Below are 13,728 nucleotides of genomic sequence, written 5' to 3'. Positions count from 1 at the left end.
GCTATTGCATTGCACAATATGGCATAATCGAAGTGGATCACTCACACAGGCAGAAGTAGTTCCCTTAATTGGGTACTCATCAATCATCATGAAGACGCTTTACGACAAACTCTGGGAATCGCACGTGGTCAAGGCCGAGGAAGACGGCACCACGATCCTGTATATCGACCGCCACCTGGTGCACGAAGTCACCAGCCCGCAGGCATTCGACGGCCTGCGCGCCGCCGGCCGCGCGCCGTGGCGCGTGTCCGCCAACCTGGCGGTGGCCGACCACAACGTGCCGACCACCGGCCGCGCCGACGGCATCGCCGACCCGGTCTCGCGGCTGCAGGTCGAAACGCTGGACAAGAACGCCAAGTCCTACGGGCTGACCTATTTCAACATGAACGACAAGCGCCAGGGCATCGTCCACGTGATCGGGCCGGAGCAGGGCGCTACCCTGCCGGGCATGACCGTGGTCTGCGGCGACTCGCACACGTCCACCCACGGCGCGTTCGGCGCGCTGGCGCACGGCATCGGCACCTCGGAAGTCGAGCACGTGCTGGCGACCCAGACGCTGCTGCAAAAGAAATCCAAGTCCATGCTGGTGCAGGTCGACGGCCCGCTGCCGGCCGGCGTGACCGCCAAGGACATCGTGCTGGCCATCATCGGCAAGATCGGCACCGCCGGCGGCACCGGCTACTGCATCGAATTCGGCGGCTCGACCATCCGCGCGCTGTCGATGGAAGGCCGGATGACGGTCTGCAATATGGCGATCGAGGCGGGCGCGCGCGCCGGCATCATCGGCGTCGACGACGTCACCATCAATTACGTCAAGGGCCGTCCGTTCTCGCCGGTGGGCCCGCACTGGGACCGCGCGGTGGACTACTGGCGTACGCTGCACAGCGACGCCGGCGCCAAGTTCGACCTGGTCGTCACCCTGAACGCCGCCGAGGTCAAGCCGCAGGTGACCTGGGGCACGTCGCCGGAAATGGTGACTTCGATCGACGGCCGCGTGCCGGATCCGGACCTGGAAAAAGACAGCGTCAAGCGCGACGCGATGGAAAAGGCGCTGGTCTACATGAACCTGAAGCCGAACACCGCGATCGAGGACATCCGCATCGACAAGGTCTTCATCGGCTCCTGCACCAACTCGCGCATCGAGGATTTGCGCGCGGCGGCGGAAGTGGTGCGCGGCAAGCACCGCGCCTCCAACGTCAAGCTGGCGATGGTGGTGCCGGGTTCCGGACTGGTCAAGGATCAGGCCGAGAAGGAAGGCCTGGACCGCATCTTCAAGGATGCCGGTTTCGAATGGCGCGATCCGGGCTGCTCGATGTGCCTGGCGATGAACGCCGACCGCCTGGAACCGGGCGAGCGCTGCGCGTCGACCTCGAACCGCAATTTCGAAGGACGCCAAGGCCAGGGCGGACGCACCCATCTGGTGTCTCCAGCCATGGCGGCGGCAGCCGGTATCGCCGGCCATTTTGTCGACGTGCGCGCGCTACGTTAAGTCTTCCACCACCCATTGAGACCAACATGAAAAAACTGATCGCTCTGACCATCTTCGCTCTGACCATCACCGGCTGCAACACCATTGCCGGCATGGGCAAGGATGTGCAGAAAGCCGGCCAGGCGGTGCAGGGCGCCGCGGGCCATTGAACCCGACCCGACCGCGCGCCGCCCCGTGCCGCGCGGTCCACATATAAAGCATCATGGATAAATTTACGATCTACGAAGGGCTGGTCGCACCGCTGGACCGCGCCAATGTCGACACCGACGCCATCATTCCGAAGCAATTCCTGAAGTCCATCCATCGCACCGGCTTCGGCCCGAACCTGTTCGACGAGTGGCGCTACCTGGACCACGGCGAGCCCGGCCAGGACAACAGCCGCCGTCCGCTCAATCCGGACTTCGTGCTCAACGAGCAGCGCTACCAGGGCGCGTCGATCCTGCTGACGCGCAAGAACTTCGGCTGCGGCTCCTCGCGCGAGCACGCGCCGTGGGCGCTGGACCAGTACGGCTTCCGCGCCATCATCGCGCCGTCGTTTGCCGACATCTTCTTCAACAACTGCTACAAGAGCGGCTTGTTGCCGATCGTATTGCCTGAAGCGCAGGTTGATCACCTGTTCAATGAAGTCAAGGCCTTCCCCGGTTACCGTCTGGTGGTCGACCTTGAGCAGCAGCGCATCTCCACCAGCAATGGCAGCGTCTCCTATCCCTTCGAGATCGACGCCTTCCGCAAATACTGCCTGATGAACGGGCTCGACGATATTGGCCTGACCCTGCGTCACGCCGACGCTATCCGCGGCTTCGAAGAGCGCCATCTGGCAACCCAACCTTGGTTGGCCAACGTCATCTAATTTCGAAGAACTAACATGAAAATCGCAATCCTCCCGGGCGACGGTATCGGCCCGGAAATCATCGCGCAGGCAGTCAAGGTCTTGAATGTGCTGGGCGAAAAATTCGAGCTGGAAAGCGCGCCGGTCGGCGGCGCCGGCTACGCGGCCCACGGCCATCCGCTGCCCGAGGGCACGCTGGCGCTGGCGAAAGCGGCCGACGCGGTGCTGTTCGGCGCCGTCGGCGACTACCAGTACGACAAGCTGGACCGCCCGCTGCGTCCGGAGCAGGCCATCCTCGGCCTGCGCAAGAACCTGGGCCTGTTCGCCAACCTGCGTCCTGCCATCCTCTACCCTGAACTGGCCGGCGCCTCGACGCTGAAGCCGGAGGTGGTGTCCGGCCTGGACATCCTGATCATCCGCGAACTGACCGGCGACATCTACTTCGGCCAGCCGCGCGGCGTGCGCGAGTGCCCGGACGGTCCGTTCAAGGGCCAGCGCGAAGGCTTCGACACCATGCGCTACGCCGAAGGCGAAATCCGCCGCATCGCCCACGTGGCGTTCCAGGCCGCGCAAAAGCGCGACAAGCGCCTGACCAGCGTCGACAAGGCCAACGTGCTGGAAACCTTCCAGTTCTGGAAAGACATCGTCACCGACGTGCACAAGGAATATCCGGACGTCGCGCTCGAGCACATGTATGTCGACAACGCTGCGATGCAGCTGGTGCGCGCGCCGAAGAAGTTCGACGTCATCGTCACCGGCAATATGTTCGGCGACATCCTCAGCGACGCGGCCGCGATGCTGACCGGCTCGATCGGCATGCTGCCGTCCGCTTCGCTGGACGCCAACAACAAGGGCCTGTACGAGCCGTCGCACGGTTCCGCGCCTGACATCGCCGGCAAGGGCATCGCCAATCCGCTGGCGACGATCCTGTCGGCCGCGATGATGCTGCGCTTCTCGCTGAACAAGGCCGAACAGGCCGACCGCATCGAGACCGCCGTCAAGAAGGTACTGGCGCAGGGCCTGCGCACCGCCGACATCTACGAGGCAGGCACCACCAAGGTGGGCACCGAGGAAATGGGCAACGCGGTGGTCAAGGCACTGGCATAAAAATTTAAAGACAAGGAAGAGCAAAATGAAACTCGTAGGCTTGGTAGGTTGGCGCGGTATGGTGGGTTCGGTCCTGATGCAGCGCATGCAGGAAGAGGGCGATTTCGCCCACATCGAACCGGTGTTCTTCACGACGTCCAACCCGGGCGGCAACGCGCCGGCAATGGCGAAGAATGAAACCAAACTGAAAAGCGCGACCGACATCGACGAACTGAAAAAGTGCGAGATCATCATCTCGTGCCAGGGCGGCGACTACACCACCGAGGTGTTCCCGAAACTGCGCGCGGCCGGCTGGAACGGCTACTGGATCGACGCCGCGTCGACCCTGCGCATGGAGAAGGACGCCGTCATCGTGCTGGACCCGGTCAACCTGCACGTCATCAAGGACGCGCTGGGCAAGGGCGTGAAGAACTACATCGGCGGCAACTGCACCGTGTCGTGCATGCTGATGGGCCTGGGCGGCCTGTTCCAGCACAACCTGGTCGAGTGGATGACCTCGATGACCTACCAGGCGGCTTCGGGCGGCGGCGCCCAGCACATGCGCGAACTGCTGACCCAGTTCGGCACCATCAATTCGTCGGTGAAGGCGCTGCTGGACAATCCGGCGTCGGCGATTCTGGAAATCGACCGCCAGGTGCTGGCCACCCAGCACGGCTTGTCGGCCGAGGAAACCAAGCAGTTCGGCGCGCCGCTGGCAGGCAACCTGATCCCGTGGATCGACAAGGACCTGGGCAACGGCCAGTCGAAGGAAGAGTGGAAGGGCGGCGCCGAGACCAACAAGATCCTGGGCCTGGGCGCGGACTTCGGTTCCAAAGCGATTCCAGTCGACGGCCTGTGCGTGCGCATCGGCGCGATGCGCAGCCACTCGCAGGCGCTGACCATCAAGCTGAAGAAGGACGTGCCGATCGACGAGATTCACGACATCATCGCTTCCAACAACCAGTGGGTCAAAGTGGTGCCGAACACCCGCGAAGCGTCGGTCACGGACCTGTCGCCGGCCGCCGCCACCGGCAGCCTGACCATTCCGGTCGGCCGCCTGCGCAAGATGAGCATGGGCGATGATTACCTGTCGGCATTTACCGTCGGCGACCAGCTGCTGTGGGGCGCGGCCGAACCGCTGCGCCGCATGCTGCGCATCGTGCTGGACAAGTAATACCAGGCGTCAATTGTTAAAGCTGAAGGGGTTTTCTCTATGTGCTCTCATAGGGAAAACCCCTTTTTTTGGTTTAAAGTTGGCGTAGACGTTACACATCCTCATGTATCACTAGAGAAACATCGTGCAAAGCTTGCGTGCCCCGGAGCATGATGATATGTTGGTATATCTGGGAAAGTAACATTTTCCCTCTGACAACCTAATGCCGCCCACTATGCCCGTACCGACTCGCTCCAGCATTGTTTCATTCGCGTTGAAGACACTCACCGGCGCTGTCGCCAGTGCGGTGTTAGTGGCTGCTACGGCCAACGCCGCCGGCCTTGGCAAACTGACCGTGCTGTCCTCGCTGGGACAACCGCTGCGGGCCGAGATCGAGCTGACCGCCGTGTCGGCCGACGAAGCCGGCGCGCTGGTCGCCAAGCTGGCGCCGGCCGAGGCGTTCCGCGTCGCCAATATCGATTTCAACCCCACCCTGTTGTCGCTGCGCTTCGAGATCGAGCAGCGCAATGGCCGCCAGATTATCCGCGTCACGTCGTCCCAGCCGGTCAACGAGCCCTTCGTCGACATGCTGCTGGAGCTGAACTGGACCGGCGGCCGCATGGTACGCGAATACACCTTCCTGCTGGACCCGGCCGAGATGCGCGCGACCCAGTCGCCGCAAGTGGCCGCGCCGGTGGATCTGGGCCGCAGTGCGGCCGCTCCAGCCGCCGCGCCCGCAACCCCGGCCGCGGCACCGGTCGCGCCGAGCGCTCCCGCGCCGGCACGCCAGCCGGCCGCCGTGTCGCCGCCTGCGCCGTCCAGCAAGTCCGCCAGCGAATACACCGTCAAGGCGGGTGACAACCTGACCCGCATCGCCAACCAGGTCAAGCCGGTCGATGTGTCGCTGGACATGATGCTGGTGGCCCTGTACCGCGCCAATCCGGAAGCGTTCTCCGGCAATAACATGAACCGCCTGAAGTCGGGCCAGATCCTGGCGGTGCCGGATTCGGACACCATCCGCAACACCGCGCCCGAGGGCGAGGCGCGCGGCGTGGTTGTCGCGCATGCGGCTGATTTCAACGCCTACCGCGCCAAGCTGGCGGGGCAGGTCGCCAACAGCACGCCGGCCAAGGAGCCGGACGCCACGCAAAACGTGTCGGGCAAGATCACCGCCAAGGTGGAGGAAAAGCCGAACGCGGTCAATGCCGCCAAGGACAAGCTGACGCTGTCGAAAACCACGGCCAGCGCGCCGGTGCAGGGCAAGACCGGCCTGGCGGTGGAAGACAAGATCGCCAAGCAGAAGGAACTGGACGACGCCGCCGCGCGCATCAAGGAGCTGGAAAAGAACACCCGCGACCTGGAAAGCCTGATGGCGGTAAAGAGCAAGACCGCAGCCGATGCCAAGCAGGCTTCGGCCTCCGCCTCCACTGCGGTCTCCGCATCCGCCGCAGCCTCGGTCGAAGCATCCGCGCCGGCCAAGCCCAAGCGTACGCTGGTGGTGCCGCCGAAGCGCATCGCCGAGCCTAGCCTGTACGAAACGCTGATGGAGAATCTGAACTATGTCGGCCTCGCCGCCGCCGCGCTGCTGGTCGGTGCGGGAGCGATGATCGCCTCGCGCCGCCGCAAGAAGTTCGTGGTGCCGGCGGAAGAGCCGAGCATCCTGGGCGATACCGCCATGCCGTCGCAGTCGCTGATCGCCGAGGCCGGCGGCCAGAGCGTCGACACCAACAACAGCGTCTTCAATTCCAACTTCGCGCCGTCGGCCAGCCAGCTGGACACCAATGAAGTCGATCCGGTGGCCGAGGCCGACGTGTACATCGCCTACGGCCGCGATGCGCAGGCCGAGGAAATCCTCAAGGAAGCGCTGCGCACCCATCCGGAACGCCACGCGGTCCGCCTGAAGCTGCTGGAAATCTATGTGACGCGCAAGGATGCGCGCTCGTTTGAAAACCAGGCCAGCGAACTGTATTCGATGACGCGCGGCCAGGGCGACGAATGGGCGCAGGCCGCCGCGATGGGTCAGTCGCTGGATCCATCCAATCCGCTGTACAGCAATGGCTCCGGCGATGGCTCGACCATGTTTGCCGCCGCCGCGCCGGCTGTTGCCGCAGGCGCCGCCGCAGCCGCATTCTCGGCTTCCGACTTCGGCAGCGATTTCAACGCACCCGCCCCGGCCCCTGCGCCGGCCGATGGCGGCCTCGACCTGGATCTGGGCATGGATGCCGCCCCGGCCGCCGACGGCAACGGCATGGACTTCGGCAGCGACATGGAAACGGCCTTGCCGCAAGCGGCCGATGCGGCGATCTCGCCGGCATCCGTGGCGGCGGAATCCGACAACCTGATGGATTTCGACCTGGGCGGCCTGAGCTTCGAACCGGTGCCGGCGGTTGGCGCGCCGATTGAAATGCCGGCCGCGCCCGCCGAGCCGGATCCGGCGGAAGACGCGTTCAACCTGGCTTTCGACACCCCCGCACCGGCGCCTGCGCCTGCGGCCGAGCCGGCCGCCGCACCTACGCCGGCCCCGGCTGCCGAGGACCTGAGCATGGACTTCGGCCTGGACCTGCCTGCGGAAGCGATGGCGACTGCGGAAACGGCCAAGCCGTCCGCCAGCACCGACCCGCTCGACCTGGACCTGATGGGCTTTGATATTCCGGACGTGCCGGCCGCACCTGCGCCAGCCGTTGCCGAACTGAGTCCCGACGACTTCGACCTCCCGGCCGCCGAGGAAATCACCCCGGCACCGCCACCGGCGGCGCAGGAGTTCGACCTGTCCGGCATCGACCTGGACCTGGACAGCGCCCTGGGCGGCGGGGGGGCCCCCGCCCCCCCCACCGGGGGCGTTTTTTTCCCCCGCGCCCCCCCCCCCCGTGCACCCGCCCGCCGCGGGGGGGGGGGGCCCCCCCGCGGCCGCAACCGAGGCGGCGCCAGCCCATGCGCGCGACGACACGCTGTCGGCGCACCACATGGAAATGGACACCAAGCTGGACCTGGCGATCGCCTATCAGGAGATCGGCGACAAGGAAGGCGCGCGCGAGCTGCTGGACGAGGTGCTGCGCGGCGGCAGCGACGACCAGATCGCCAAGGCCAACGCGATGCGGGCCCAATTGGGGTAATGCCGCTCCGTATATAATGGCTGACTCAGACATCAGATCGGGCAGCAATTGAAACGGATAGCAATCGGCGTCCAGTACGACGGCAGCGCCTGGCACGGCTACCAGAAGCAGGAAGACGGCCACACGGTGCAGGACCAGCTGGAACAGGCGCTGGAGAAATTTGCCAGGGTGCGCCTGGCCACCACCTGCGCCGGCCGCACCGATACCGGCGTGCACGCGCTCGAACAAGTCGTCCACTTCGACACCGACCTGAACCGCGACGTCCATTCCTGGGTGCGCGGCGTCAATGCCTTCCTGCCGCCGTCGATCGCCGTGCGCTGGGCCAAGGAACTGGGGGGCGACCCGACGGTCGACGATTTCTTCCATGCCCGCTTCAGCGCCCGCGCCCGCACCTATCACTACGTGCTCTACAACAACCCGACGCGCTCGCCGTTGCTGGAAGGGCGCGCCGGTTTCTATTTCCGCCCGCTGGACGTGGAACTGATGCAGCAAGCCGTCGCGCCGCTGCTCGGCTGGCACGACTTCACCGCCTTCCGCGCGGCCCAGTGCCAGGCCAAGTCGCCGGTCAAGCTGATGCACGATATCCGGATCAAGCGCCACGGCGAGCTGGTGGTGTTCACGATTACCGCCAACGCCTTCCTGCACCACATGGTGCGCAACCTGGTCGGCTCGCTGGTCTACATCGGCACCGGGCGCGAAAAGCCGGAATGGCTGGGCCAGCTGCTGGAAACCAAAGACCGCCACGCCGCCGCGCCGACCTTCATGCCGGACGGCCTGTACCTGGCCAAAATCGATTACGACCCCAAATGGGAACTGCCGCTGGAGACCACCAGCGCGCTCCCCTGGTTTTAAAGGAAGAGTATGCGCACCCGTATCAAGATCTGCGGCCTGACCCGTGTGGAAGACGTGTTAGCGGCCGTGGCCGCCGGCGCCGATGCGATCGGCTTCGTGTTCTATCCGAAGAGCCCGCGCTACGTGACGGCTGAGCAGGCCGCCGAGCTGATCCGCGCCGTGCCGCCGTTCATCACCTGCACCGGGCTGTTCGTCAACGCCTCGCCGGAGCAGGTGGCGGCCATCGTCAAGGTGGCGCCGATCTCGCTGATCCAGCTGCACGGCGACGAAACGGTGGCGCAGTCCGCCGCCATCGCCGCGGCGGCCGGACGACAATTCATGCGCGTGTTCCGCGTCAAACCTGACACTCTGCCGTCCGATTTGTTAGAATACGAGCAGCAATGCCGCGCCGCCAGTCCCTTGTTCACCAGCCTGTTGCTGGATACCTATGTGGATGCCTATGGCGGTGCAGGAAAGGGTTTTGATTGGTCTCTCATTCCAAAAGATCTCGCGCCTCGGGTCGTTTTAAGTGGTGGCTTGAGCGTACACAACGCGACTGACGCGGTGGTAGGTGTACGCCCCTACGCCGTCGACATCAGCAGTGGTGTCGAAGCGTCCAAGGGGATCAAGGATGCCCGCAAGATCGCCGACTTTGTCGCGGCGGTGCGGGCCGGAGATGCCATTATTGAAAGCGAAACCCATCATGAACGCTCCAGCGAAGGCCCTGTTCCACGCTAAAGACTACGACCTGCCCGATACGAAAGGCCATTTCGGTCCGTACGGCGGCTCGTTTGTTGCCGAAACCCTCACATACGCGCTTGCCGAGCTCAACGAAGCTTACGAGCGCTACAGCAAAGATCCCGAGTTCCTCGAAGAGTTCCGCTACGAGCTCAAGCACTTTGTCGGCCGTCCATCGCCGATCTATCACGCCAAGCGCTGGTCGGAAATCGCCGGCGGCGCGCAGATCTACTTCAAGCGCGAAGACCTGAACCACACTGGCGCGCACAAGATCAACAACGTCATCGGCCAGGCCCTGCTGGCCAAGCGCATGGGCAAGCCGCGCATCATCGCCGAGACCGGCGCCGGCCAGCACGGCGTCGCCACGGCCACCATCTGCGCCCGTTTCGGACTCGAGTGCGTGGTCTACATGGGCAGCGAGGACGTCAAGCGCCAGGCGCAGAACGTCTACCGCATGAAGCTGCTGGGCGCGACCGTGGTGCCGGTGGAGTCCGGCTCCAAGACGCTGAAGGACGCGCTCAATGAGGCCATGCGCGACTGGGTCACCAACATTGAAAACACCTTCTACATCATCGGCACCGTGGCCGGCCCGCATCCGTACCCGATGCTGGTGCGCGACTTCCAGTCGGTGATCGGCGAGGAATGCCTGGTGCAGATGCCGGAAATGACCGGCCGCCAGCCGGACTACGTGGTCGCCTGCATCGGCGGCGGTTCGAACGCGATGGGCATCTTCTACCCGTACATCGACCAGAAGGACGTCAAGCTGATCGGCGTGGAGGCGGCCGGCGAAGGGCTGGATGGCGACAAGCACGCGGCCTCGTTGACCAAGGGCTATCCGGGCGTGTTGCACGGCAACCGCACCTATCTGCTGCAGGACGGGAACGGTCAGATCATCGAGACCCATTCGGTGTCGGCCGGCCTGGATTACCCGGGTGTCGGGCCGGAGCATGCCTACCTGAAGGACAGCGGCCGCGCGCAATACGTGTCGATCACGGACGAGGAAGCGCTGCAGGCTTTCCACGATTGCTGCCATATCGAAGGCATCATCCCGGCGCTGGAATCGTCGCACGCGCTGGCCTACGCGGCCAAGCTGGCGGCAACCTTGCCGAAAGATCAAATAATTTTGGCCAACCTGTCGGGCCGGGGCGACAAGGACATGCATACCGTCGCAGAGCGTATGGGTTTGAATTTTAATTAAGGAATCGGCATGTCCAACATCGCAGCAACTTTCAGCGCCCTGAAGGCGCAAAACAAGACCGCGCTCGTCACCTTCATCACCGCCGGCGATCCGGCGCCCGAGCTGACCGTGCCGTTGATGCACGCGCTGGTGGCCGGCGGCGCCGACATCCTGGAACTCGGCGTGCCGTTTTCCGATCCGATGGCCGAAGGCCCGGTGATCCAGCGCGCCTGCGAGCGGGCGCTGGCGCACGGCGTCGGCATCCACGACGTGTTCGGCTACGTGGCCGAGTTCCGCAAGACCAACCAGACCACGCCCGTGGTGCTGATGGGCTATGCGAACCCGATCGAGCGCATCGGTCCGGCAGCCTTCATCGCCAAATCGAAGGCGGTGGGGGCGGACGGCGCCATCGTGGTCGACTACCCGCCGGAAGAGTGCGAAGAGTTCGCCGCCGCCATGCGCGCCGCCGAGCTGGACCTGATCTTCCTGCTGGCGCCGACCTCGACCGAGGAACGCATCGCGCAGGTGGCCAAGGTCGGCGGCGGCTTCAGCTACTACGTCTCGCTGAAGGGCGTGACGGGCGCCGGCAACATCGACACGGTGGACGTGGCGAAGCGCCTGACGGCGATTCGCAAGCACGTCAAGCTGCCGATCGGCGTAGGCTTCGGCATCCGCGACGGCGCCACCGCGCGCGCCGTGGCCGAGGTGGCCGACGCCGTCGTCATCGGCAGCCGCATCATCCAGGAAATCGAAACCGCAGGCAAAGAAGGCGCAGTAGCAGCTGTGCAATCTTTCGTTTCTGGCATCAGATCCGCACTCGACGCTTGATTTGCCTCGCCCCCTAGGGGAATACCTCTAAAAACCCGTCAATTCCATGACGAAGTTTAAAAATTGTTGTACTGCAAAGTTCGACAGGGGGGCGAGAAACGGCTACACTTCGGCCACAAAGTTAGCTGCAAGGAGAATTTATGAGTTGGTTGGAAAAACTGCTGCCCCCACGAATCCAGCGTTCCGACGCTGCCGCGCGCAAGACCATGCCCGAGGGTCTGTGGGTCAAATGCCCGTCCTGCGAAGCCGTGTTGTACCGCACCGATCTGGAATCGAACCTGCACGTTTGCCCTAAATGCGACCATCACATGCGCATCCGCGCGCGCGAACGCCTCGACAGCCTGCTCGACGCCGGCGGCCGCTACGAAGTCGGCATGGACACGCTGCCGGTCGATACGCTGAAGTTCAAAGACAGCAAGAAATACCCTGACCGCCTCAAGCAGGCGATGGAAGCCACTGGCGAGACCGACGCGCTGATCGTCATGGGCGGCGCCATCATGAGCATGCCGGTCGTCGTGGCCTGCTTCGAATTCGAATTCATGGGCGGCTCGATGGGCTCCGTGGTTGGCGAGCGCTTCGTGCGCGGCGCGCAAGTGGCGCTGGAACAGAAGGTGCCGTTCATTTGCATCACCGCCACCGGCGGCGCCCGCATGCAGGAAGGCCTGCTGTCGCTGATGCAGATGGCGAAAACCACCGCCATGCTGACCAAGCTGTCCGACAAGAAGCTGCCGTTCATCAGCGTGCTGACCGACCCGACCATGGGCGGCGTGTCCGCCTCGTTCGCCTTCATGGGCGACGTGGTCATCGCCGAGCCGAAGGCGCTGATCGGCTTCGCCGGCCCGCGCGTGATCGAAAACACCGTGCGCGAAAAACTGCCGGAAGGCTTCCAGCGCGCCGAGTTCCTGGTCACCAAGGGCGCCGTCGACATGATCGTCGACCGCCGCAAGATGCGCGAAGAAATCGCCCACCTGCTGGCTCTGCTGCAGAATCAAGCCGTCGAAGTGATCGCGTAAGGCGGTCGCTTCAAAACGACCGCAGCGGCGTTGCGGCGTCTCGCCGTGCTAACGCACTGTCTTCGCCGCCGCGCCTTGCTGCGCTCATTTTGAAGCAACCGCCCTCGCTTCCCGACGCTGCGGCGCGCAATCGGCTATCATGCCGGCCTGCGCGCCGTTTTCACTTTTGAGCCACCATCATGTCGAACCCAACTACTTTGCCCGCCTGGCTTGCGCTGCTTGAATCGCGCCATGCCGAAACCGTCATCAACATGGGTCTGGATCGCGTTCTCGCCGTCAAGGAACGCCTGAACCTGAGCTTCAGCTGCCCCGTCATCATGGTGGCCGGCACCAACGGCAAGGGTTCGACCTGCGCCATGCTGGAATCGATACTGATGCGCGCCGGCTACAAGGTCGGCCTGTACATCAAGCCGCATTTCCTCGATTTCAACGAGCGCGCCCGCGTCAACGGCGAGCTGGCCAGCGACGAGGTGCTGGTGGCCGCCTTCAACGCCGTCGAGGCGGTGCGCGGCGACACCACGCTGACCTATTTTGAATTCACCACCCTGGCCATCATGCATCTGCTGTCCGGCGCGGGCATGGATGTCGTGATCCTGGAAGTGGGCCTGGGCGGCCGCCTGGACGCGGTCAACATCGTCGACGCCGACGTTTCCATCGTCACCAGCGTCGATATCGACCACACCGATTACCTGGGCGACACGCGGGAAGCGATCGGGTTCGAGAAGGCCGGCATTTTCCGTCCCGGCCGGACCGCGATCTGCTCGGACCCGGTGCCGCCGCAATCGCTGATCGACCACGCGGCGGCCATCGGCGCCGACCTGTGGCTGATGGGCCGCGACTTCAACTATTCCGGCGACAAGCAGCAGTGGAACTACGGCGGCCGCTCGCAGCGGCGCAACTCGCTGGCCTATCCGAGCCTGCGCGGCGCCAACCAGATCCTCAACGCCTCGGCCGCGCTGGCCGCGCTGGAGGCGCTGAAGCTGGAATTGCCGGTCGGCGCGCAGGAAGTGCGCACCGGCCTGGTGACGGTGGAGCTGCCGGGCCGCTTCCAGGTGCTGCCGGGCCGTCCGACCGTCATCCTGGACGTCGCGCACAACCCGCATGCCGCCTCGGCGCTGAACCAGAACCTGGGCAACATGGGCTTCCATCCCTACACCTATGCCGTGTTCGGCTCCATGCACGACAAGGATATCGACGGCGTGGTCGCCGCCATGTCCGAGCACGTGGACCACTGGTGCCTGACCACGCTGCCGTCGCCGCGCGCGGCCAGCGCCTCCGAACTGGCGGCAAAAGTGCAAATTGTGCAAGCCGACAAAGCGGAGCGCACCATCAATATCTTCGAAGATCCGGCCTCAGCCTACGCAAATGCGATCAGCCGGGCCGGGGAGAATGATAGAATTGTGGTCTTTGGATCTTTCCTCACGGTCGCCGGCGTCATGGCGACGCGAAAATCCTCATTCCATTGAACGCA

The 13,728-nt window shown here is 64.5% G+C and carries 12 protein-coding genes and 1 pseudogene; all 13 read left to right on the top strand.

Translation table 11 applies throughout. The annotated features are described in order from the left end of the window. Positions 1 to 85: 85 nt before the first annotated feature. The 13 genes and pseudogenes from leuC to folC all read left to right on the top strand — a co-directional run bounded on the left by leuC (position 86) and on the right by folC (position 13,723). Positions 86 to 1,489, top strand: a complete 1,404-nt coding sequence (leuC, locus tag ACCD07_RS01455) for a 3-isopropylmalate dehydratase large subunit (protein ID WP_413446370.1) — start codon at positions 86 to 88, stop codon at positions 1,487 to 1,489. Between the two features lie 26 nt (positions 1,490 to 1,515). Then, on the top strand, positions 1,516 to 1,638 hold the full coding sequence (locus tag ACCD07_RS01450; protein WP_176654440.1) for an entericidin A/B family lipoprotein: 123 nt from the start codon (positions 1,516 to 1,518) through the stop codon (positions 1,636 to 1,638). A 53-nt stretch (positions 1,639 to 1,691) separates the two neighbouring features. Continuing rightward, positions 1,692 to 2,339, top strand: coding sequence for a 3-isopropylmalate dehydratase small subunit (gene leuD / locus ACCD07_RS01445; protein ID WP_176654441.1), 648 nt, complete (start codon positions 1,692 to 1,694; stop codon positions 2,337 to 2,339). A 15-nt stretch (positions 2,340 to 2,354) separates the two neighbouring features. Beyond that, complete coding sequence (gene leuB, locus ACCD07_RS01440) at positions 2,355 to 3,425, top strand: 3-isopropylmalate dehydrogenase (protein WP_176654442.1); 1,071 nt, start codon at positions 2,355 to 2,357, stop codon at positions 3,423 to 3,425. A 25-nt stretch (positions 3,426 to 3,450) separates the two neighbouring features. Then, complete coding sequence (asd, locus tag ACCD07_RS01435) at positions 3,451 to 4,578, top strand: aspartate-semialdehyde dehydrogenase (RefSeq protein ID WP_176654443.1); 1,128 nt, start codon at positions 3,451 to 3,453, stop codon at positions 4,576 to 4,578. Positions 4,579 to 4,780: 202 nt separating this feature from the next. Further along, positions 4,781 to 5,572: pseudogene (locus ACCD07_RS01430) on the top strand (FimV family protein); the annotation flags it as partial. 1,948 nt (positions 5,573 to 7,520) lie between these two features. Continuing rightward, entirely contained in the window at positions 7,521 to 7,670 is a 150-nt protein-coding gene (locus tag ACCD07_RS01425) for a FimV/HubP family polar landmark protein (protein WP_413446369.1), read from the top strand. 48 nt (positions 7,671 to 7,718) lie between these two features. Beyond that, the gene (gene truA, locus ACCD07_RS01420) at positions 7,719 to 8,522 is read left to right on the top strand and encodes a tRNA pseudouridine(38-40) synthase TruA (RefSeq protein WP_413446284.1); all 804 of its coding nucleotides are present in this window, start codon (positions 7,719 to 7,721) and stop codon (positions 8,520 to 8,522) included. Between the two features lie 9 nt (positions 8,523 to 8,531). Then, the gene (locus ACCD07_RS01415) at positions 8,532 to 9,239 is read left to right on the top strand and encodes a phosphoribosylanthranilate isomerase (RefSeq protein WP_176654446.1); all 708 of its coding nucleotides are present in this window, start codon (positions 8,532 to 8,534) and stop codon (positions 9,237 to 9,239) included. Continuing rightward, entirely contained in the window at positions 9,205 to 10,437 is a 1,233-nt protein-coding gene (trpB, locus tag ACCD07_RS01410) for a tryptophan synthase subunit beta (RefSeq protein ID WP_176654447.1), read from the top strand. Before ACCD07_RS01415 ends, trpB begins: the two co-directional genes overlap by 35 nt. 9 nt (positions 10,438 to 10,446) lie before the next feature. Then, positions 10,447 to 11,244, top strand: a complete 798-nt coding sequence (gene trpA / locus ACCD07_RS01405) for a tryptophan synthase subunit alpha (protein ID WP_413446283.1) — start codon at positions 10,447 to 10,449, stop codon at positions 11,242 to 11,244. A gap of 140 nt (positions 11,245 to 11,384) precedes the next feature. After that, positions 11,385 to 12,257, top strand: coding sequence for an acetyl-CoA carboxylase, carboxyltransferase subunit beta (gene accD / locus ACCD07_RS01400; RefSeq protein WP_176654449.1), 873 nt, complete (start codon positions 11,385 to 11,387; stop codon positions 12,255 to 12,257). A 179-nt stretch (positions 12,258 to 12,436) separates the two neighbouring features. Continuing rightward, positions 12,437 to 13,723: a bifunctional tetrahydrofolate synthase/dihydrofolate synthase gene (gene folC / locus ACCD07_RS01395; RefSeq protein ID WP_413446282.1), complete on the top strand. Its 1,287-nt coding sequence runs from the start codon at positions 12,437 to 12,439 to the stop codon at positions 13,721 to 13,723. Positions 13,724 to 13,728 lie beyond the last annotated feature (5 nt).

It is taken from the genome of Duganella sp. Dugasp56, assembly GCF_047304105.1.
GTDB classification, from domain to species: Bacteria; Pseudomonadota; Gammaproteobacteria; order Burkholderiales; family Burkholderiaceae_D; genus Rugamonas; species Rugamonas hordei.
This window is presented reverse-complemented; position numbering and strand designations above follow the sequence as displayed.

Coding starts and splice junctions, on each gene's coding strand:
- ACCD07_RS01450 (WP_176654440.1), top strand. CDS start 1,516: ATGAAAAAACTGATCGCTCTGACCATCTTCGCTCTGACCATCACCGGC.
- leuD (WP_176654441.1), top strand. CDS start 1,692: ATGGATAAATTTACGATCTACGAAGGGCTGGTCGCACCGCTGGACCGC.
- leuB (WP_176654442.1), top strand. CDS start 2,355: ATGAAAATCGCAATCCTCCCGGGCGACGGTATCGGCCCGGAAATCATC.
- asd (WP_176654443.1), top strand. CDS start 3,451: ATGAAACTCGTAGGCTTGGTAGGTTGGCGCGGTATGGTGGGTTCGGTC.
- ACCD07_RS01425 (WP_413446369.1), top strand. CDS start 7,521: ATGGAAATGGACACCAAGCTGGACCTGGCGATCGCCTATCAGGAGATC.
- ACCD07_RS01415 (WP_176654446.1), top strand. CDS start 8,532: ATGCGCACCCGTATCAAGATCTGCGGCCTGACCCGTGTGGAAGACGTG.
- trpB (WP_176654447.1), top strand. CDS start 9,205: ATGAACGCTCCAGCGAAGGCCCTGTTCCACGCTAAAGACTACGACCTG.
- trpA (WP_413446283.1), top strand. CDS start 10,447: ATGTCCAACATCGCAGCAACTTTCAGCGCCCTGAAGGCGCAAAACAAG.
- accD (WP_176654449.1), top strand. CDS start 11,385: ATGAGTTGGTTGGAAAAACTGCTGCCCCCACGAATCCAGCGTTCCGAC.
- folC (WP_413446282.1), top strand. CDS start 12,437: ATGTCGAACCCAACTACTTTGCCCGCCTGGCTTGCGCTGCTTGAATCG.